The following is a 20,692-nucleotide window of genomic DNA, read 5'->3' as shown; positions in this document are numbered from 1 at the left end:
CTATTCGGCAAACGGGAATGTGGGGTTTATCTACTTACCTGATCCGGGCGTCAATACAATTTGACCTTGTAGCGGTAGCGACCCCGGAAATACTCCCTCATTTTTACAACCTCCCGATTCTTGTCTGAAATCCAGAAGGTAGCAAACACATCCGGCTGACCGTAGTTGATTTTCAGAAGCCAGCAATTGATGGAAGCGTTACCGCCAACCACCACATCTTCTTTGCCAGTTACGGTGAGCCGGTAATAATTGGCCGCTGGGCTACCGGGTTCGTAAAACGCAATGGCAAATTCTTGCCCCACTTTTTTGAATGGCAACAGTGGAAGGATTTCCAGATCCATCGGAAACTCAAACGCGGGCGGATTCATGACCACACTGAATGCACTGTCTTTAGCCGTTCGTCGACTAGCGGTTGGGATCGTGACGGTAGTGCCGGTAAAGACAAAATTTCGCTGCCCTCGCTTCGTGTAGGTAGCCTCATGGGTCAGTGGGGCCAGCGACGGGAGCAGACCTGTGGCCGTAACGTGGGCCAGCAAGGAGTCCTTCTGATACCACTGCCAATCAAATTGATAGATTTTCTGACCGGTGGGTGATGAGGACAAGTGAATGGTTCGGTCCCATAGATCCGCCGACGAAAGGCGTTTGCCAGTGCTATCTTCAAAAAAGACGGCATATGTACGTTTCGCTTCCCGAAAGGCAGCTACGTTCAATTTTAGATTGGCCGTGTTGATCGTATCTAGTTGAGCACTAGCTGACAGAAAGGCACATTCAAGTAAGCAAATGAGTAAAAAAAAACGTCGCATGGTGAAACGAATCATAATAGGAGATTTGTAAAATGCAGCCTTTTTTCCGTAACGTCAAACTAGAAAAAAGCAAATATTAGATTGTGAATTCTGCTAAATTCATTTTACGAGATTTTTTGCCAAAGGTCTAAAATGTACTACTATGAAATTAGTTAAAACTATTTTTTGCAATTTATTGTAACATTATTCCAAAATTGTCGTCAACAAAACCACAGATATTTATAGTTATGAGTAATTCAAACCAACTTCAGTATTTCGTATCCCAATCGTACCGGCAGGTTCAGCTATCCGTTGATAAAGGTACGGTAACGTATTCGCACGGTGATTTTTCGAAGCAATTCGGCCAGTTACTGGAAGCTTCGGGTAATGAAGCTTATACTCGTCACCTGACTATCCAGTTAGTGGAGGAAGCGGCCCAACTTAAGCAAACTACGGATTATTTACGTCAGGAAATGGCGTTTGAAACCAAGGTATCAACAATTGGAGATCGCGCTACTGCGGCCGCCCTTGACAATTCAAACCAGAGTACGGATTTATACAACCGGCGGTTAAATCGGCAAACGATTCGCAAAGAGCAGTTGGTGGGTGAGTTAGTTTGATATGTGAGCAAGTTATCCTGAAGGGATACTATGTTTATAGAAAGTCAATAAGTGCGCTTGTATTCGACCCCGTCGGGGTCGTACGATTCAAGCCTGATTTCTTTTTACTATAAACATGCGAATCCTTCGGATTCAATAGTCAACCCATTCAAACAAATGTTCTTTTTTGAACTCAATTTGGAATTTTTGCAAGAATGCTAAATATTCTTCTTGGAAGGTTTTAGTCCGATGGTGCTCTTTTTGATTAGTGATGTAAGAAATTACAGAGTCTAAGGCAGAATGGCTATACGAAAAAGCACCATATCCTTCTTGCCATTCAAATTTGAATTTACAAAACTTGCTATCCCGAATAAATGTGTTCGATGACTTTTTAACTTCTCTGATCAGGTCAGACAAACAACAGGATGGTTTGAGGCCAATTAGCAAGTGAACATGATCGGGCATTCCATTGATCGACAGCATTTTCTGCCCTTTATGCTGCACAATACCGGTTATGTATTTATAAAGTTCTTCTTCCCATATTGGATCAATCAGGCTGTTACGTCCTTTCACTGCGAAAACAATATGGATATAGATTTGTGAAAACGTACCAGGCATAAATGATTAGTTATCGGGGCGATGCGAAATTTTTGTATGACCCCTTCAGGGTCAAATATTTGTAGGGGAATCTCTCTAGCTACAAACATTTGACCCTGAAGGGATCATATCTATACTGACGAAAAGCCATTGGCAAAGTAACCCCTAACCTCTCAGGCCTTCAGCATCAAATTCAGCAATTTTCTATCTAGTTTGTGGCCGTACCAATCTTCGTATGCCACGTCGGTGCGGCCCGAGTCCAGGATGCCAAACGAACCAACAAATTCCCAGAGCGCAAAGCCTATTCCGTTGCTGGACAGAATATCCAATACGTCTTTAAACCAGGCCAGGAAAACAGCATGCGGGGTTTTATTCCAGCAACCGCATTCGCCACAGTGTACACCAACGCCTTTGTTCACTAATTCAATCCAGGGTTGGTAGAAGGTTTCGAGCATGGCCCGGCTCAGGTACTTATCACCTACCTGTCCTGGCCATTTGGGTTCGGGCAGGTGATCTGGATCTTTGTTTGCCCAGGGCGCTTTGTAATGCGAAATGATGCCCGGATTATAGCCCCGGCAGCTTTGGGCGATGTTCAGATCGGCGATGGCTGGTATCACCGATGAACCCGTATCGTTGCCGTCAGCGATAATCAGGTGTGTTTTGTTTTCCTTCCAGATAGCTTCCGAAGCCGCCAGGGCCACTTTTCGATACACATCACCCGGAACGGTACTGTGTTTAGAATGTTGATCGTTCATGTCGACCCGCATACTGGGCTCATTCAATAAATCGAAGCTTATCTTTTTGGATGACACGTTCTTATAGCGTTTGGCCCACATGTTCCAGTGAAAGCAGAACGCATCGAGCGCGGCCTGATCAGTCCAGAGATTGTACGGCTCATGAAAGCCTGCGTTGACGCAGTAACCTGGTGCCCGGTGCAGGTTCAAACTAACGTGCAGGTTGTGTTTATGGGCCATCGCTACCAACGCATCGATCCGGTCAACGGCTTGCGCGTCAATTTGATAGACTTCGTCGGGCGTAATGTTGCGGCTCCGGTCGAATTTCAAATAGGCCGGATAAGCCATTGGGAGCCGGACAAAGTCGAATCCCCAGTCCTGCATCCAGTTGAAGTAATCCTCCTGCGTAGCCGGGCGACTGTTGGCTGGGTCGGGCGAGAAGAAGTCCAGCATGTTAAAGCCTTTCCATTTAGGGAGCTTATTTTTCGCCAGGGTAGCTGGTTTAGCGGTGGCTAACAGGTCTGGGCCGGATGTACTCAGGGCTGCTGTGAGCAGGCCGGTGTTCTGAATAAATGTCCTTCGTTGCATGACGGAGAGAGAAGGACAATTCTTAAATCTACTCAGTCTGTTTTAAGGAGAGACTTGCACGTTCAGCAAGGTTTTACTCCGTTCAGTAGGACCCTTGATCACGTGGCTCTGGCCTTTTTACTTGCAGAAATCAGAGATAGGTATTGGCTGTATTGTAAAAATAGGGGAGTTCAAGATGGCCTTATGTAACGAGTAGGTTTTATTGGCACGATTATAATTGACAGAATTAGGAACTAGTAGAGCCGTACTAGTTTGCCAAAATGAAGATTTGTTGATGATATTATAGGGTTTAGTTTAACGTATTTTTCAGACTGGCCTAAGGAGTGCTAACCAGGAGAAGAGTGACAAAACGCTTGGTCTGATGATGGGATAAATTATCTGCTATTGGTATTTAGTTTTAGTTAATAATTTAGTAAAGAGCTAGTTGAGGTGAAGCGTTGATGCCACTTTTTTCGTTTGAAAGCGTTGCGGCACCCTATTTTCTACCACTAATCGGCTACATTTTTTCAGAGATTCCCCTGCCAAATTCAGACTTCCCTGTTCTCACTTAAGCTACTTTTTGGGTGTTAAATGCTAATGCTTTATGGCTAGAGCTGTCTAATTAAGTTTTTGGATAACATATTGTTATGTTAAATATTCAATATCAATCAATTTAATAACTATATTTTTAACTGATAAATTAAGATGGGAAAAAAATATTTTCTTATTCTATCATTTGTTACTCTTATAGCTTCTTCGACCATAGGTTTTGGGCAGGCACCTAACTTAGGAACGGCTTCCAATTTTGCGCTTTTTACAGCCAATGGAGCCTTTACCAACGTAGGGGCTTCTGTGGTGACCGGTGATGTTGGCACCAATGTGGGGGCCTTTACCGGGTTGTCAGTGGCAACCCCCATTCCAGGTCCAGGTACTGTATTTGGCAACATTCGCTTGCCGGGCAGTACAGAAGCAAACCAGGCTGCTACCGATGTAACAACGGCGTACAATTCTTTGAACTCGGCTGCCTGTACAACCATACTACTCCCCGAATTAGCAGGTCAAACGCTTACGCCCGGGGTTTCCTGTCAGAATACCGCCAACCCGACTACACTAAATGGAACACTAGTCTTAAATGGAGCAGGCGTCTATATTATAAAATTGAGCAGCGCGTTAACCACAGCCACAAGTTCAAGTATCAGTCTAACGAATGGGGCTTCCTTCGATAATGTGTATTTCCAGGTCGACGGAGCCGTCGATGTAGGAATTAATTCCTTCTTCAGAGGAACTATACTGGCTAATGGAGCCATCAGCTTATTGACAGGCGCATCGCTTGAAGGCAGGGGTTTATCGGTTGGGGGGGCAATTTCCCTAAGTAACAACCTGGTAACAATTCCGGCTTTGTCGCTGAGTGTGGTGGCTGGCTCCTGCGTCCCGGCTACGAATCAATATTCCATTTCAGGCATTGTTTCATTAACAGGTGCCCTGGCCGGTACTGCCACGCTTACGGATGGTCTGGCGTCAACGACTGTTGCCGTCAACGCCGGAGATACATCGGTGCCTTTTAGCCTGACAGGACTCACCTCGGGAACATCCAGTCATACCCTGACCGTGAATTATGCCAGTCAAACGGTTAGCGTGACCTATACGGCTCCCGCTTCCTGTACAGTAGCGCCAGCCAGCCTGGGTGGCGCGGTCTTTACGGATACTAATACTAACGGTGTGCAGGATGGAGGAGACACCCCTATTGCCGGGGTAGAAGTTACGCTACTGGATGGTGCCAGCTCTCCAGTTACATCTACAACGACCAGTCCATCAGGCATCTACAGTTTTACAGGACTGACTCCAGGTGTACCCTATTCCGTCAGTTTCACTACACCAACTGGCTATTTGGCCACAGGTTCTACGGTTACTGGTCCCGTGACGCTAACAGCAGGACAGAGCTATACCAGCGCTGGTGCGGGTTTCTTTCCGGTGGTTAGTCCTACCAACCCTTCTCTTTCCGTGCAGACGTTTGTCGATATTTCGAAAGCGGAAGTCGGCGATTTACTGACCTATAGTGTAGTATTGACTAATTCGGGGTCAACGTCAGCCACGACAACGGTACGGGATTCGCTCAGTACGGGGACAACCTACGTGACGGGCTCAGCTACGGTACCCGTGGGTACATCATTTGTAAGTGGTCAACCCATCAGTTTATGGACTGTGCCGTTCATTGCAGCTGGTCAGAGCCTGACCCTGACTTTCCAGGTTCGTGTGGATTCTACAGGTATTCTCTACAACATAATTACGATTCCTGGCGATACTGTTAAAGCCTGCACATCTATACCGGTTAAATTATGTCTTGGCGATGAATATACGTTGACGGTGCCGGCAGGACGCGCCAGCTATCGCTGGTATAGAGATGGAGTACTTATTCAGGGTCAGACCAGCAATGTATTGGTAGTGACCGGGCCGGGTAGTTACAGTTTGGGGGTGGATAATGTCAGTGGGTTATGCCCGGATTTCTCCTGTTGCCCTTTCATCGTAGAAGAAGATACACTGCCCGCCTATCAGACTGTTGCTATTGGGTCCACCTGCCTGGGTAATAGCCCACAAAACAATGGGAAGCTGGTGGTCAGTAATTTCAATCCGCTGCATACTTATCAGTACTCCCTGGGTGCAACTTTTGACCCCACAGCTTCACTCTCAGGAGCACCCCAGTTAATTCCTGCAACTGGAACGATTGCCACTGCACTACCTAATCCGTCAGTAACTCAGTTTTACACAGTTCGGGTATACAACTCATCGGGTTGTTATACAGATGTGACCGTATTCCTGTTACCAACCGTATGCGGTTGCCCGGTTGAAGTTTGTGTACCGTATGTAATTACGCAGACCCAGCGTCCCAAGCGTATCGGCGATCCAATTCGGTAGTACCAATTTCCTTGACTTTAAAAACGCCATCCTCAACGCTGAGGATGGCGTTTTGGTTAGATGGATATGCACTAACGCATGTGTGAGTGAATTGTGCGCGTACAACTAAGTAAAAATAAGACCAGCCCTGTCTTATAGACCAACTCTGCGTTTCAATACTTGACGCTGACCCTCATGGCCAATTTTGCTGTAAGTGAATTAAAAAAGAAAAACCTATAACCATGAAAAAAAACCTTGTTGCGTTGAGCCTGGCAACGATTTCATTACTTGGTGTATCAGACAGTTTTGCGCAGAAAGGCAAGCTGTACACATTTCCAATCGGTGTTGAGTCGTACACCTACCGAAATAGCTTCCCCAAGAGCGTTATTGCTACGCTGGATACGATCAAAGCCTTAGGCATTACCGATATGGAGGGCGGAGCGCCTAAAGGAATGACCGAAGCGGAATTTAAAAAGCTATGCGACGAGCGAGGTATTAAAATTTCGGCAACGGGAGGGGGCTACGAACAACTGGCTAAAGATCCAATGGACGCCATTAATAAAGCAAAAGCTCTGGGAGCTTCCTTTATCATGTGCGCGTGGATTCCTCACCAAAAGGCGAATTTTAACCTGGAGAATGCAAAGAAAGCCGTTGAGGATTTTAACCGGATCGGTAAAACGATGAAAGAGAATGGGATCACATTCTGCTACCATAATCACGGCTATGAGTTCCATCCTTATGAAGATGGTACGCTTTACGATTACATTGTCAAGAATACCAATCCCGAATACGTTTCGTTCGAGATGGATATTTTGTGGACGCAACACGGTGGTGCCGACCCAGTCGCCCTGTTGAAAAAGTATGGAAGTCGCTATAAACTCCTGCACTTGAAAGACCTCAAAAAAGGCGTGAAAGGCGATTTGACTGGCGGTACTCCTCCCGAAAACGACGTAACCCTCGGCGACGGTCAGGTGAACATTCCAGAAATTATACGCCTGGCCAAAAAAGCAGGAGTGAAGCATTATTACATTGAGGATGAGAGCAACAAGGAGTACGAACAAATGCCCAAAAGCATTGCGTACCTGAAAAGCCTGAAGGAGTAAACGATCTTTTTGAGTGGGGTCAGCTATAAGTAGCTGACTCCGGTAGTAATAGCATTTACCCCCCAACCCCCTAAAGGGGGAGGAAATCCACTTCGGAGTACTCCCCCTTCAGGGGGTTGGGGGGTAAAATAAGCCAATAAAAGAGGCTGATTAAGTAAAATTCAGAACTTAACGGCCCTGCCCTGAATGGGCTTTAGGTCAAGACTACTCCGCTTTCGTTAGCTGAAGTACCACACTGGCCCGGCGGGAATTCACGTCAGGATTAATGCCGACGTTCATTAGGAAGGAGCCGCTATACACTTTACCCTCCTCAAGCGTTGACTTCGTACCCGGATATAGATTGATCTCCTTAACACTATAGCGCTTGTTGGCCTCCAAACCTGCTAACTTAATAGGGCGCTCGGTAGCTGACTGCATAACCCGATTGGTGTGCAGGTAAGTGAACATAATGGCGCTGTTTTTATCGTCACTAACGTACGCTACCGAGGCAACCGGATTTTCGTAGGGGCTGGCCAGTCGATATTGATCGCCGTGCCAGACGACGTCTTTGAAGCCAGTATAGTTTTTTAGTGCCTGCTGGCAAAACGCCAGATCGTTGGGGGTAAGATGCCCTACCACAATATCAAAGCCAAGTTTCCCCATACTGGCTACATCGACCCGGAACTTAATCGGTTGTTTGCCCCAATCCGTTACGTGACAATCGGTAGTGATGGACGGGAAGAAATAGGAGTAGTTCCACTGCAGGAAGATACGTTCAATAGGTTCGGTGTCATCGCTGGGCCAGAACTCGGTAAAGTACTTCAGCAGTTCGTAATCACCACGGCCACCCCCGCCGGAGCAGAGCATCATGGGTACTTTAGGGTACTTGGCCCGAATACGTTGCAATACACTATACAGGCCATTCACGTATTCGACGTACAGATGCGATTGCGGGAGTTTGTTTTTGTTCAGCCAGGCCGAATACGCATTGTAAATAACCGCATTACAGTCCCACTTAATAAAGGCCAGTTCCGGATTTTTGGTGAATAACCCATCCACGATACCGAAAACAAAATCCTGCACCTGCGGATTGGCCAAGTCAAGAACCAATTGATTTCGGTAGTATTTTTCGGGACGCTCGGGCTGCCGAATCACCCAGTCCGGGTGTTTTTCGTACAATTCGCTTTTGGGGTTCACCATTTCAGGTTCAATCCAGATACCGAATTTTACGCCCGCTGTTTTCGCTTCTTTAACCAGATAGCCGAGGCCGTGAGGCAGCTTTTTTACGTTCTCCTGCCAATCGCCCAAACCGGCTTTATCATTATTACGGGGATACTTATTGCCGAACCAGCCGTCGTCGAGCAGAAACATGTCGACGCCTAAATTTTTCGCATCAGTAAACAGCCCCGACAGTTTTGGTTCGTCGAAATCAAAATACGTGGCCTCCCAGTTATTGAGTAAGGTAAGCCGGTCGCCCTCGCCATCGAGCACCCGGTATTTTCGGGCCCATCGTTGCAACTGGCGACTAGCCTGCCCGGTTCCGTTATCCGAAAGCGTGTAGAGGAGCGAGGGGGTTTTAAACGTTTTTCCGGCAGCCAGCGTATACGCTGAGGCATACGGGTTGATACCCGCAATCAGACGAAGGTTTTTGTAGGAGTCAACTTCAAAATCAAGTTTGTAGTTGCCACTCCAGGCCAGTTGGCCCAGTAGCACCATGCCATTAGTTTCCTGCGCGGGCTGGCCAAATGAAACCATGAAATTGGGGGTGCCCAGTAGCATAGCCCGTGTGCCTAACTTACTATCGAGGGTACGGATGCCCTGGGTAAGCTTTTCTTCCTGCGGCTGCATTTCTTTCAGGTATTCGCCCTGAAAGCTGGTGAGGTAAAAGTCCTTATTCGACAGGAATAAATTGGCCGAGGCATATTTCTGCAATACCACCGGTCCCTTTTCCTGGTTCGTGATTTCGACCCATTGTTCGATTACATTTTCCTGATTCCATGTTTTATAAAACAGCGTAACCATCAGTTTATAAACGGGGTCCTGTACCTGCACGGTGGTTAGGGTTGTGTTGGCATCGGGCTTAACCGTTTGGTGGCTCAGGTACTTTAAGTCCAGCGACGGGTTGCCGTCGGCATGAGTAACCTGAATGGCTGGCTCTGATAAATTCCAGGTGCCTGCCGGGGTGTAGGCATTGTTGTAAATCCCACTGTTGTCATCCGGAAATTTAAAGTTACCGGCAATGTCTTTATAATCAGCAGTATGGCTCAGCTTTTTGCCGAAATGGACCATGCTCAGGTAGTTATTTTTGTCGGTTTGGAGTACCAGAGCATAGTTGGCGGTTTCAATCGGAATCGTTGTTTGGCCATAGTTTTTCAGTGAGAGTAGCAACAGAGCCGCAGCGATTTGATAAATAGACTTCATACAGAAACGGGGTAAGGTTTGGGCAGTGCATTGACGAAGCGAAGATAACACCCATTGCCAGACAATCTGGCTATCGGGAAACCCCAACTCCTACCCAAATGCGTAAATGTGTTGTCAGTTGCTTACAACTGACGATGTGAGGTTTCTAAAAACCGAACGAAGGCTAAGATAGGTTTAAAGAAACCGACTTCACTCACGTGTGAGTCACCAACTTCATATGGATAACCAGCGCCTATTACTTCGTCTTCGCCTTGCGTAAGGTCTTATTAGCCTGCCGGATGGCTGCGTGGGATAAATCGTAGGTGAAGCAGCTTTCCCAGCCTTTAAAATCATAGTGCCACCATTCCCAAGGGAAAATGGCAAAACCAACCTGCTCCATAGCCGACCGTAAAATGGCTCGGTGAGCCAGCGAGGCACTGTCCGAATCCATGTAGCTATGATAAGCGCGTGGGGTCGATTCGTCGTAGTCGGAAGGCATCGACAGTCGTTTTCCGGTTTTCAGATCAAAAAGCGACAGATCAATGGCCATGCCCCGATTGTGTTTGGAGCCTTTTCGAGGATCGGCGACAAAGGTGGTGTCGCCGTGCTCTTCGTAGAAAAGTACCGTGATGGCATAAGGCCGGTAGCCATCGAATAGCAATAACCCAAATCCCTGTTTTTTCAGGTTTTCACTCGCCTGGCGAATGGCCAGGGCGGCAGGCTTCCGCATGAACACATCTTCGGAGGGGTACAGTTTTCGTTTCAGAAAATTCGTGGTTTTCGCATACGTAACATCGAATTGAGCATTGGGCAGAATCTGGCGCATATCCACCAGTTCATTATCGGGATCAGTGGCTATAATTTTCTTGTAAATCTCCACATCATTGACAACCGGAAGACCATACTTGCTTTTGGGAAGATCGTAGGGAGGTTGCTGCGCAAACACCGATGCTATCAGGCTGAGCGAAAGAAACGCGGTCAATAACCCTATTGACCAGAATCGGCCAGATAAATACGTTTTCATAAGAGGCAGGTAGTTTGCCTTAAGGTAATGATTTTCTTCGTAGGGGAGTGCTATCATCCTGTTTTGTTGCTCCATGATCTTTCGTTGGAATGTGGTGTCAGCTACTTATAGCTGACACCACATTCCAACGAAAGATCATGATTAATCGTAACAATCATCAAAACCAGCGGTCATAAACCAGGTTTTAAGTGTAAATTTGCGCCCTTTTTCTACTAAAAAACGGGCATTTGGGGATGACAACAATTTCTTGCGGAATCGACTTTGGTACATCAAATACCAGCGTTGCTATTGATAATAAAGGCGAAATCAGCCTTGTGCCTGTTGAAAACGAGTCGGTAACTATCCCTAGTGCTATTTTCTTTCAGCGAAGCAATAACAAAGCCTTCTATGGCCGGGTAGCCGTCAATTTGTTCTTCGATCGGCAGGAAGGGCGATTCATGCGCAGTTTAAAGCGGGTTTTAGGGACTTCGCTCATGAAGCAGGGCACCCTGGTGAATGGCGCTTCCATGAATTTCGCCACGATTATTGCGTCCTTTTTGAAGCATGTTAAAGATAAAGCCGATTCGGTTGCCGGCCAGGAACTGGAACATGTGGTCATGGGGCGCCCCGTGCATTTTGTGGATAATAACCCCGGCGCCGATACGCAGGCACAGGCCGAATTACAGACCATTGCCCAGCGGATTGGCTTCAAACATATCGAATTTCAGTTTGAACCTATTGCGGCAGCCTTTGCGCACGAAGCACAACTGAGTGGCGAAAAACTGGCCATCGTCGCCGATTTGGGCGGTGGAACATCCGATTTCACGGTTATTAAGCTTTCAAACCAGTATATCCATAAGGCAGACCGGTCTTCGGATATTTTAGCAAATACCGGGATTCGGGTTGGGGGAAATGATTTTGATAAAGAGTTGAGTCTGGCGGCCATTATGCCTGAACTGGGCTACCGGAGTACGTACGGTGAGAAAAATCTGGAAGTTCCGTTAAAACCGTTTCATGACCTGGCCGAATGGAGTAAAGTCAACTTTTTGTACACCCCGAAAGTGATTATGCAAGTTCGGCAGTTGCTCCATCAGTCGCATGATAAAGCACGGTACAAACGACTGTTGAAAGTGCTTGAAGAGGAAACCGGGCACACGCTTTTGGCCGCTGCCGAAGGCGCTAAAATTGCCCTTAGTGATCTGGATGACTATAAAGCTCTGCTTGATTTCATTGAGGACGACTTTTTTGTGCCGATCAAACGCGATCTGTTTGAACGATCTATTCAGAGTGAGGTTGAGAAAATAGCCGACTCAGCCCGGCAGTGCCTACGGGAGGCTGGTGTTCAAAAAGAGGCCATCGATCTGGTTATTCTAACGGGTGGCTCAACCGAAGTTCATTCCATCCAGGCCGAATTTAAACGACTTTTTCCGAACGCAGCCATCGCCGATGAAAACAAACTCTCCAGCGTGGGCCTTGGTCTAGCCTACGATAGCCAGAATAAATTCGGTAAAAATTCTAACCGTAAGTCAAACGCTCCCCACATTATTGCTAATTGACCTGGGGAGTTCCAGGCAAATACTTTGTAAGCAACGGCCTTGCGAACGGTAATAATCAAAAACACATGAACCTTCTTCTTCTTAAAATAACTCTCATTCCGGCGGTCATTGCACTGGTTACCCTGGCAATTCGGAAGTGGGGAAATAAAATAGGGGGATTGATTGGGAGTATGCCGTGGGTTGCCGGGCCTATTCTCCTGTTCTTTATTGCTGAACAGGGTAAGACGTTCGGTATTCAGTCGATTCAGGGTACCATGACTGGGATTCTGGCGTTAATCAGCTTTTGTTTCAGCTACTCAACTCTTTCCCAGAAACTAAGCTGGTTACCTACCCTTGTGTTATCGTATGTAATCTATACGATTACGGCAGTAGTTGTTAATTATTTACAGCTGAATTTATCGTTGAGTTACGTCCTGGTCATTGGTTCAGTGCTGGTAGCGCTGCGGTTTTTCCCGGTTCCCAAAGAACAGTCGACCAGTGCCCGGCGCTTACCATTCGACATTCTCATCCGAATGGTTGTGGCAACGTTATTTGTACTGGTCATTACCGGCTTAGCTAGCATTCTGGGGCCAAATTGGAGCGGTATTTTAACTCCTTTCCCAATTTTGACGTCCATTCTCGCTATTTTCTCGCATTCGCTTCAGGGTAGCAATGCTACCATCTCAACGTTGCGAGGCCTGGTGATTGGCCTACTTGGGTTCACGACCTTTCTCTTTTTGCAGGCATTTTTGCTGCCCTCGTTTTCAATTACTATATCGTTCGGCCTTGCCTTTGTACTGAACGTGTTCATTAACCTAATGGCTAGCCGGGTGTGGTAATGGAGTCTTGGTAGATATATAAAACCCCTAAATCCCCTGAAGGGGACTTTGCTCATTTGCGGAGAAAGTCCCCTTCAGGGGATTTAGGGGTTTTAGGCTAGTAAAGAATTAATTTTCAGACAGTTTCTTACCGTGACGAGGTGGGCATGGTAACAGGCTGGTACAAAAAGTAATCGTAAATGGAACGGGCCGTATGGGCAATGGTTTGTTCCCGTTCGGCTAGCGGCATGGGTGAGTCGCCCACAAAAACAGCAATGGCAATATGGCCCGCATCGCCCGGCAAGGTGATAATGCCTACGTCGTCGGTGGCACTTCCATCCAGTGAACCCGTTTTATGGGCAATAACGGTGTTTGGTGGCAAATAGCCTTTAAGTCGGGCGGCTCCGCCCCGGCAGCGTTCCATGACGCCCAACAACAGTGCCCGACTTTCGGGTTTGAGCGCCGTACCCCGATAAATTTGTGCCAGTAAATTAACCATTGCGTCGGGCGTTGAGGTATCGCGTGGGTCGGTTTTGATTTTGACGGCCGCAGCTCGTTTCATTTCGGGGGTAGTGGCACTATCCAGTTTGGCATAAAAACCAAGTGTCCATTGGCTGGACGGTGGAAGGGTGATACCATCGAGGTCAGCCAGTAATTGAATGATGGTGCGATCCACTGACATACCCTGAATCCCCAGTGCTTTTACGCGGTTCTGAACGGCTTCAGTGCCGCCTACCAGATGAAGTAGTATATCCGTTGCTGAGTTATCGCTAATAACCATCATTAGTTCGAGTAGATTCTGGACGGACAACTGAACCCCAGGTTTCGCAAACAGAACATCCAATGTACCACTACCTGGGTGCAGATCAGACGGTTGCAGGTCGACCATCGTCATCAGTGATAGTTTTCCCTGTTCAATGAGTGTAAATAGCTGTACGGCAATGGCGACTTTAATCGTACTCGCCATCGGAAAACGCTCCTGAAGATTCAGACTTACCTGCTTGCCCGACTCCAGATGGAGCGCACAAACGCCAACTTTTCCTTTGGCGAGTTGAGCAATACGGGCCAGTTCCTGTTCCAGCCGTTGCGTAGCCAGGTCGGAGGGTTTACTAGGTTGGGCATTGCCCTGGAGATTGGCCAGCAGCAGGACGCCAAGGAGTAATGATAAGAGTTGTTTCATAGGTTATAGAGGTATTTCATGGACTACAATGAAGCCAAAGCCGTATCCAGATCCGTCAGCAGATCTTCTACGTTTTCGATACCGACCGAGTACCGAATCAGGCTTTCGGGAATACCAAGCTGTTTGCGCTGTTCTTCGGTAAGTTCAACGTGGCTGGTGGTTCTGGGGGGGCCTGCCAGTGTACTTACCGAGCCAAGACTGGCGGCTAAGTGCACAAACTGGAGTTTCGGCAGGAATTTCTTCACGTGCTCATAGCCGCCATTCAGGGAAAAGCTCATAATGCCACCAAACCCCGACATCTGCGCTGTCGCAATTGCATGGCCAGGATGGGTTTCGAGGCCTGGATAAAACACATCACTGACTTTGGCGTGTGCTTTCAGGTATTTCGCGATTGTCAGAGCCGACGCATTCTGTCGCTCGATTCGCAGCTCCAGCGTTTTCATCCCACGAGCAATCATATAGGCGGGATCGGCTTGCAGGCTGGCCCCGTTGATTTCCCGGAACTGGAATACTTTTTCCACCAGTTCTTTGGTGCCGCAGAGTACACCACCCATCGCATCGGAGTGGCCGCCGAGGAATTTTGTGGCGCTATGAACAACCAGATCGGCACCCAGCGCCAGTGGATTTTGGTTGATCGGTGTAGCAAACGTATTGTCGACTATGGTAATGGCCCCCACTTTTTTAGCGGCTGCTGCCAGCCGTTTTATATCGACAATTTTGAGAGTTGGATTGGTGGGTGTTTCGAGGTAGAGTACGTCGCAACCTTTGGCAATTTCGGCTTCTAGCTGGTCGAAATCGGTGGTATCACAAAGCGTGACGTTTACCTGATAACGGGGTAGAAAATCCAGAAAGAGTCGGCTTGAGCCACCGTAGGTATCGTTGAGTGAAACGACCCGTTTTCCTGGCCCCAGTAGCGCAAACAAGGTATTACTGATGGCCCCCATGCCCGTTGCGAACGAGGTGGCAGCTTCGGCACCTTCCAGAATTCGGATTTTCTCTTCGAGCACATGTACGGTGGGATTCGTGTTTCGGCTATAGATATAACCATCCGCTTGTCCCGTTGCTACCTTGTGCCATTCATCCAGATCATGATAGGCAAACGCCACACTTCGTACAATTGGCGTTGTAACAGCCCCATCGGCAATGGGTTCGGTTTCCCCTGCCCATACGGATGCGGTACTTTTTTTGTAAGTCGAAAAATCCATTGAAACTTCTTAATTATCAGGTTGTTATTTTTTGGTTAAACACAGAGAAACAGAGGTTAACACAGAGAAAACGGAGGATATTTCTCTGTCACCTTTGTGTTGACCTCCGTTGCCACTGTGTTTAATCCTTAATACTACACAAAAAAAGGCGTAACACGATGGGTAGGTGTACTGATGAAATGCGCCTAATTGACTAAATTTTGGCCCCTACTGGGCTTATCTATACAACCTGAACGTATGACGTATCTGAATCTCAAAGCCAGCTATCTGGCTGTAGCGCTTAGTTGTTTATTGGCCATCAGGCTATCTGCAACTGCTCAGTCCCGCCAAACACTCCCCGAATTACGCCAGAAAATTGAGACTGAATTAAGCAGGCAGACGGGTGTCTTTGCGGTCGCCTTTAAGGATTTGGCTACGGGTAAAGAGCTGCTCATTCGGGAACGGGACGTATTTCATGCGGCCAGTACCATGAAAACACCGGTTATGATTGAAGTCTATAAACAACAGGCGCAGGGCAAACTGTCATTGTCGGATTCAATACTGATCAAGACCGAGTTTAAAAGCATTGTTGATGGCAGTCCGTATACATTGCCGGTTTCATCGGACAGCGATTCAATTACGTATAAACAGATTGGGACCAAACGAACGCTGGCTTCTTTAGTCTACGATATGATTACCGTCAGCAGTAATCTGGCGACGAATTTGATTATTGAACGCGTGGGTGGACCGAACGTAACGCAAACCATGCGCGATCTGGGGGCCAAAGATATTCAGGTTCGGCGGGGCGTAGAAGATTCAAAAGCCTTCGCTAAAGGGCTTAATAACTCCACCACTGCCTATGACCTCATGCTAATTTTCGACAGGATTGCCACTGGTCAGGCAGTAAGTCCCGAGACTTCGAAGGCCATGATTGCGACCTTACTGGAGCAGAAATTCAATGACGCAATTCCAGCTAAACTGCCGAAAACGGTGAAAGTGGCTCATAAAACGGGCTCGATCGTGGGTGTCCGGCACGATTCGGGCCTAGTTATTTTACCTGATGGTCGTCAGTATGTGCTGGTTCTGTTATCGAAGGATATTAAGGACGATAAGGCAACTTCGGCAGTGATGGCCACGGTATCTGAATGGATTTATCAGTATGAAATGCAGGGGCAGTAACTAATGACTAATTGATAATGTATAATGTATAATGGGTGATGAGCTGTGCGCATTATACATTGTCCATTATCAATTAGTCATTTCTCGTTGCTCAAATGCTCCCCTAAACAGCGTTCCAAATGCTGTAAGCCAATGGTTAGCTCATCCGCAGTGGGATAGCCGAAGCCGATACGCATATAAATTTTGTCTTGCTCGAACCAGTGACCCGGTCCCACAAGGGTCTGATAGTTTGCATACAGGGATTTGTAAAACGCTTCGGTGTTGAGTCGAAAGCCTGCTTTAAGCCGCGGGAAACAAACAACACCGGCCGTTGGCTCTACCCAGTCGAGATATGGACTTTGGGCGAAGAAGGTCTGGACAATGGCGAAATTAGTGCGAATGTGCTGGTGAGCCTGGGACAGAAGGTTGCCCTGGTTCTGTAAAATGTGAAGCGCAATCTGCTCATCCACCACCGAATTGGTGATCATGATCTGTTCCTTAGCCGCCAGAAACTGATGCATTAGGCTTGCATCCTGACAGATGATCCAGCCAATCCGAATACCCGGAACGCCAAACGCCTTCGACAGTGAACTAACCGAAATCACATTCTTACTTTTCTCTGCCAGATACGGAGCAAGAGGTGTTTGAAAATTCAGATAACGGTAGGTTTCATCAACGAGTAGGTAGCAATTGTATGCTTCGGCCAGTTTAACGAGTTCATTCAAAATAGCCTCAGAAATAACGGTTCCCGTGGGGTTATGCGGATTTGTAATGCTGATGAGCCGGGTGTTGGGTTGAATGGCCTTCTGTATCAGATCGATATTCAGGGAAAAACCTTCCTCAAACTTTAGATCAATGATGCTCATGGCGCAGTTGATGGCCCGTGGTGTTTCCAGATTAGTGCCGTAGTTTGGCCGCACCACAACCAGATGATCGTTCTCACTGAGCAGGGTAGTGGCTACAATGAATAAAGCAGTAGCCGCACCGCTACACACCAGCACATCGGCTGGCTTTAGAACCGTGCTCTCGCTGGCAATACTAGCAAGTAAATCAGGATGCCCCCGGTGATGACCATAGCACAAAAGCAAATCATCCAGCTTGAGATTCAGGTCGTTCACATGAATGTCGCGCACCGAGCTTTCGGCCAGATTGTACTGAATCGTAGAATAACCAATTTCTTCCGGAGATTCAATTTCAATCGGCATTCGTGTGTAGTTCATGGAAGGGAGTTATGGCTAAATTTTATCGCACCGGCAAATCGCGCACGTTGACCAAATGTTTGGCGAGCTGCGGCTTGTCGGCCATTAACGACTTGATGTGGTTGAGCGTTTTTTCGGAGAGCTGGGGTGTTCGGCTGATGATATCGACGCCTTCTGGCGTAAACAGCGTTTTGGAGAACCAGATAACCGCCCATTGGCCATCGGGGTCCTGTAACACCACGTTCCACTTACTATGTACCAAACCTAATAATCCCTTACCGCGCCAAACGAAAGCCGACGAATCGGCTTTTACCTGATAATCGAACCCTGTGAGTGTTTTTAATTCTCCCTTCTGCTGGTATTTCACTGTGTCCAGCAAGACGTTGGTTTCCCCTTTTTTGTCGGTGATGGCATAGGTAAAGGTGGGATTGGTTTTGTCGCCCTTTAGCCACATTGGGAAGCTTGTACTACAAATAAACCAGGTGCCAACGAGCGCTTGAATCAGATTAGTCATGGGTGAAGAAGGATTACAACTTAAGCTTTATCCGCAACTTACCCAGCACCGCCGTAATACCAATAATCAGCAGAGCAAAGAGGAGCGATTTAAGCAGACCAATGCCACCAGTCGTGACGGATTCGGGCAGCGAAATGCCGGATAGGTTGGCAATGCTGTAATAGAGATCCGGAATCAGGTAACAGGTTAGCGTGCTGGTTCCGGCGGTTTTTATCAGATCGAACCAATGCAGTTTGCCGTTCAGATCGACTAGCCAGTAAATACCCGCGTAGACAATAAAGGCAATGCCACAACAGAGAAAAATCCAGGTGGGTGTTGCCTGAATTTTCGAGATGATAAAGAAGTTCCTGGCCAGGAATCCGGCTGCCAGAAACACGAACCCTATTCCTGTAAACAGAATGGGCAGTTGATTCGCTTTGTTCGTTTGCTGCCAGCGCGTTAGAAGGAGAGTAGCTAAGATGCCTGCAAAGGCTAGTGAGTTAAAGGCCCCATTGTCCGGAATCCAGGTGCGTGGACCCGTAGGCCATACTGCATGTAGCCAGCCCGCATGCCCTGCTATGTTCAATAACGTGAAAAACAGCCAGGAAATAATGAGCAGAACTGGCTGTTTGTGGAGAAATAAATAGAGAGTAGCGCAGGTTAGGTATGTCCAACCAATCAGCCCCAAAATTCCCCACCATTGGGGTCTAAGGCCGACTAAATGATTATCAGAACCTCCGCGGTATAGGAAAGCCAGGTAGATTAGAAAGCCTACGCCCAGTAGTTGCAAGCCAATGAAAACAGTTTTTGCTGTGCCGTCTCGTTTAGGATATTGGTTCCAGATCAGGAAAAACGCCAGAATCATCAGGATCACAAACCATCCCGAACGCATGCCCGTGGCTTCCGCGTTTAGGTCGGAGATGTTGACGAAGAAAACGCCCATCACCAGCAGAGCGATTGAGCGGAGAACTATATGCCAGATAATCTGAATGTATGAATCCCCCTTGTCGAGTCGCTGGCGGATGGCGAAGGGAATCGACATACCCACAATGACCAGAAAGCAGGGAAAAACGGTATCGGCAAAGCCCAGAAAATCCTGATCGGCGCGCGAATGCTCCAGCCAGAGCGGAATGCCCGACAAGGTTCCTAAGTCATTGACGAAAATCATCGTGAGCATCGTCAATGCCCGAAAGACATCAATGGAAAAAATACGCTTTGACGATAGAATGGCACTGGCCGGTTTCGATGGAGTTGATACCATTTTTGTGACTAGTTAATTGGCCTCACTAAGCCGTTTGATTTCACCAAATAGGGCTTTAAAGCAGTTACTGGCCGTGTCTTCGCCCGATGCGGGATTTACGTTTATGCCATAAAATTCGTCTAGAAATGGTCCCGCACCCGACCAGACGGTTTGCATCATACCCTGAAAACGCTCTTTCATGACCGGCGTAACCGACTTCCGGAACCTGACCATATCCTGTGTTTGTGTCATCGCGAAACTCGGCTTTCGCCAGGGACAGGTAATCACGTTGAGTCCCTTTGTGGCAAAATAAACGGCGGTTTGGTCCGGCCGTTCGTAATGCCAGTCGCAAATTGTAACATCTTTAGCGATCAGGTCGATAGCGCGGTACGTATTGTTAAAACTGCCTTCCCACATACCAATACCGGTGGTTTTTCCGTCAATGAGTCGATCGCCCCAAATCCAGAGTTTTCGGTTTTTCTGGGACAGATGGTTTCGGATTTCATTGACCTCTCCGGCAAATAACTCGGCTTTGTCACGACCTGAGCAACGCGGACATTGCTCATCACCGATGTAAAAAACTTCGTCCATGCCTGCATGAAATGCATCCGTTTCAAAGGCATCACAAATTTCATCGACCAGCGCAAATACGACCGCATGAACGCCGGGGTGTAAGGGACAATAACTTTTGCAGTACAAACCGTCTGCATTAGGCCAAACGTATTTTTCGGGCATTTTTACGTGTGGAGTTTCATCGAATTCAGGATAAACGCGTAATAGGTTGGTCGTCTTAGAAGCCCAGGATTGGTGGCCGAGAAGGTTGATTTGGGGAATCAACCGGATGTTGTGCTGCCGACAGGCTTTCACCAGTTTTTTCACTTCCCGCTTCGACAGGGCGATACTGTCGCGGAGTTCAGGATGGCTATCAAATTCATAGTTGAAATCAACCCGAAGAAGTAACGTATTCACCTGGCGGGGAGCGAGTTCTTCGTTGATAAACTTGATAAATGTATTGAGTTGTTTGGGCTGGGGAGCCGCAATGCAAAACCCGCGGATTGGTAACAGGCTATCTAGTTTGGTTTGAGCTATTGCCGATGTACAGGAAAGAGAAAGTACGAACGCAGTAAGTAAAAGAAATAGCCGGGTCATGGAGATCAAGTTTTAGTATCGGCGCGTTCCGTTTTAAATAGGCCTCTCCTATAAGCCTAATTCACTGGATTTCTATTCAC

The 20,692-nt window shown here is 47.5% G+C and carries 17 protein-coding genes; 6 read left to right on the top strand and 11 right to left on the bottom strand.

What is annotated here, in order from left to right:
- Positions 1 to 50: 50 nt before the first annotated feature.
- Positions 51 to 803 carry a hypothetical protein gene (locus ACYVGO_RS11590; RefSeq protein ID WP_142771417.1) on the bottom strand — a complete coding sequence of 251 codons (753 nt, stop codon included), beginning with the start codon at positions 801 to 803 and terminating at the stop codon, positions 51 to 53.
- 227 nt (positions 804 to 1,030) lie between these two features.
- On the opposite strand from ACYVGO_RS11590, the gene ACYVGO_RS11585 reads away from it, so the two are divergent.
- Positions 1,031 to 1,402: a hypothetical protein gene (locus ACYVGO_RS11585; protein ID WP_460969396.1), complete on the top strand. Its 372-nt coding sequence runs from the start codon at positions 1,031 to 1,033 to the stop codon at positions 1,400 to 1,402.
- Between the two features lie 132 nt (positions 1,403 to 1,534).
- On the opposite strand, the gene tnpA is transcribed toward ACYVGO_RS11585, so the two are convergent.
- Positions 1,535 to 1,999 (bottom strand): IS200/IS605 family transposase, encoded by a 465-nt coding sequence (gene tnpA, locus ACYVGO_RS11580; protein ID WP_460969395.1) that lies wholly within the window; start codon positions 1,997 to 1,999, stop codon positions 1,535 to 1,537.
- Between the two features lie 152 nt (positions 2,000 to 2,151).
- Positions 2,152 to 3,300, bottom strand: coding sequence for a glycoside hydrolase family 5 protein (locus tag ACYVGO_RS11575; RefSeq protein ID WP_460969394.1), 1,149 nt, complete (start codon positions 3,298 to 3,300; stop codon positions 2,152 to 2,154).
- A 684-nt stretch (positions 3,301 to 3,984) separates the two neighbouring features.
- Between ACYVGO_RS11575 and ACYVGO_RS11570 the strand changes: the two genes are divergently transcribed.
- Both ACYVGO_RS11570 and ACYVGO_RS11565 read left to right on the top strand, forming a co-directional pair.
- Positions 3,985 to 6,192 (top strand): ice-binding family protein, encoded by a 2,208-nt coding sequence (locus tag ACYVGO_RS11570; protein WP_460969393.1) that lies wholly within the window; start codon positions 3,985 to 3,987, stop codon positions 6,190 to 6,192.
- 221 nt (positions 6,193 to 6,413) lie between these two features.
- Complete coding sequence (locus tag ACYVGO_RS11565) at positions 6,414 to 7,274, top strand: sugar phosphate isomerase/epimerase family protein (RefSeq protein ID WP_142771423.1); 861 nt, start codon at positions 6,414 to 6,416, stop codon at positions 7,272 to 7,274.
- 204 nt (positions 7,275 to 7,478) lie between these two features.
- Here the strand turns inward: ACYVGO_RS11565 and ACYVGO_RS11560 are convergent, their stop codons facing one another.
- Both ACYVGO_RS11560 and ACYVGO_RS11555 read right to left on the bottom strand, forming a co-directional pair.
- Positions 7,479 to 9,674, bottom strand: a complete 2,196-nt coding sequence (locus ACYVGO_RS11560; RefSeq protein ID WP_460969392.1) for an alpha-galactosidase — start codon at positions 9,672 to 9,674, stop codon at positions 7,479 to 7,481.
- A 235-nt stretch (positions 9,675 to 9,909) separates the two neighbouring features.
- Positions 9,910 to 10,677: a M15 family metallopeptidase gene (locus tag ACYVGO_RS11555; RefSeq protein ID WP_168207755.1), complete on the bottom strand. Its 768-nt coding sequence runs from the start codon at positions 10,675 to 10,677 to the stop codon at positions 9,910 to 9,912.
- 233 nt (positions 10,678 to 10,910) lie between these two features.
- On the opposite strand from ACYVGO_RS11555, the gene ACYVGO_RS11550 reads away from it, so the two are divergent.
- Both ACYVGO_RS11550 and ACYVGO_RS11545 read left to right on the top strand, forming a co-directional pair.
- On the top strand, positions 10,911 to 12,212 hold the full coding sequence (locus ACYVGO_RS11550) for an Hsp70 family protein (protein ID WP_142771426.1): 1,302 nt from the start codon (positions 10,911 to 10,913) through the stop codon (positions 12,210 to 12,212).
- Positions 12,213 to 12,277: 65 nt separating this feature from the next.
- On the top strand, positions 12,278 to 13,030 hold the full coding sequence (locus ACYVGO_RS11545; protein WP_460969391.1) for a hypothetical protein: 753 nt from the start codon (positions 12,278 to 12,280) through the stop codon (positions 13,028 to 13,030).
- Between the two features lie 127 nt (positions 13,031 to 13,157).
- Here the strand turns inward: ACYVGO_RS11545 and bla are convergent, their stop codons facing one another.
- Positions 13,158 to 14,189 carry a class A beta-lactamase gene (gene bla / locus ACYVGO_RS11540; RefSeq protein WP_460969390.1) on the bottom strand — a complete coding sequence of 344 codons (1,032 nt, stop codon included), beginning with the start codon at positions 14,187 to 14,189 and terminating at the stop codon, positions 13,158 to 13,160.
- A gap of 23 nt (positions 14,190 to 14,212) precedes the next feature.
- Positions 14,213 to 15,394 (bottom strand): cystathionine gamma-synthase family protein, encoded by a 1,182-nt coding sequence (locus tag ACYVGO_RS11535; RefSeq protein ID WP_460969389.1) that lies wholly within the window; start codon positions 15,392 to 15,394, stop codon positions 14,213 to 14,215.
- 237 nt (positions 15,395 to 15,631) lie between these two features.
- Here ACYVGO_RS11535 and ACYVGO_RS11530 point away from each other — a divergent pair, with 237 nt between their 5' ends.
- Entirely contained in the window at positions 15,632 to 16,552 is a 921-nt protein-coding gene (locus ACYVGO_RS11530) for a serine hydrolase (protein WP_460969388.1), read from the top strand.
- Positions 16,553 to 16,629: 77 nt separating this feature from the next.
- On the opposite strand, the gene ACYVGO_RS11525 is transcribed toward ACYVGO_RS11530, so the two are convergent.
- From ACYVGO_RS11525 to ACYVGO_RS11510, 4 genes are read right to left on the bottom strand one after another with little or no spacing between them, the layout of a single operon-like run.
- Complete coding sequence (locus ACYVGO_RS11525) at positions 16,630 to 17,751, bottom strand: aminotransferase class I/II-fold pyridoxal phosphate-dependent enzyme (protein ID WP_460969387.1); 1,122 nt, start codon at positions 17,749 to 17,751, stop codon at positions 16,630 to 16,632.
- 22 nt (positions 17,752 to 17,773) lie between these two features.
- Complete coding sequence (locus ACYVGO_RS11520; protein ID WP_460969386.1) at positions 17,774 to 18,244, bottom strand: lipocalin family protein; 471 nt, start codon at positions 18,242 to 18,244, stop codon at positions 17,774 to 17,776.
- A gap of 13 nt (positions 18,245 to 18,257) precedes the next feature.
- Positions 18,258 to 19,484: a hypothetical protein gene (locus tag ACYVGO_RS11515; RefSeq protein ID WP_460969385.1), complete on the bottom strand. Its 1,227-nt coding sequence runs from the start codon at positions 19,482 to 19,484 to the stop codon at positions 18,258 to 18,260.
- Positions 19,485 to 19,496: 12 nt separating this feature from the next.
- On the bottom strand, positions 19,497 to 20,612 hold the full coding sequence (locus ACYVGO_RS11510; RefSeq protein ID WP_460969384.1) for a family 20 glycosylhydrolase: 1,116 nt from the start codon (positions 20,610 to 20,612) through the stop codon (positions 19,497 to 19,499).
- Between the last annotated feature and the right edge of the window lie 80 nt (positions 20,613 to 20,692).

The organism is Spirosoma migulaei (assembly GCF_054776855.1).
Note: the sequence above shows the minus strand (reverse complement) of the source record. Positions and strands in the feature narration are given on the sequence as shown.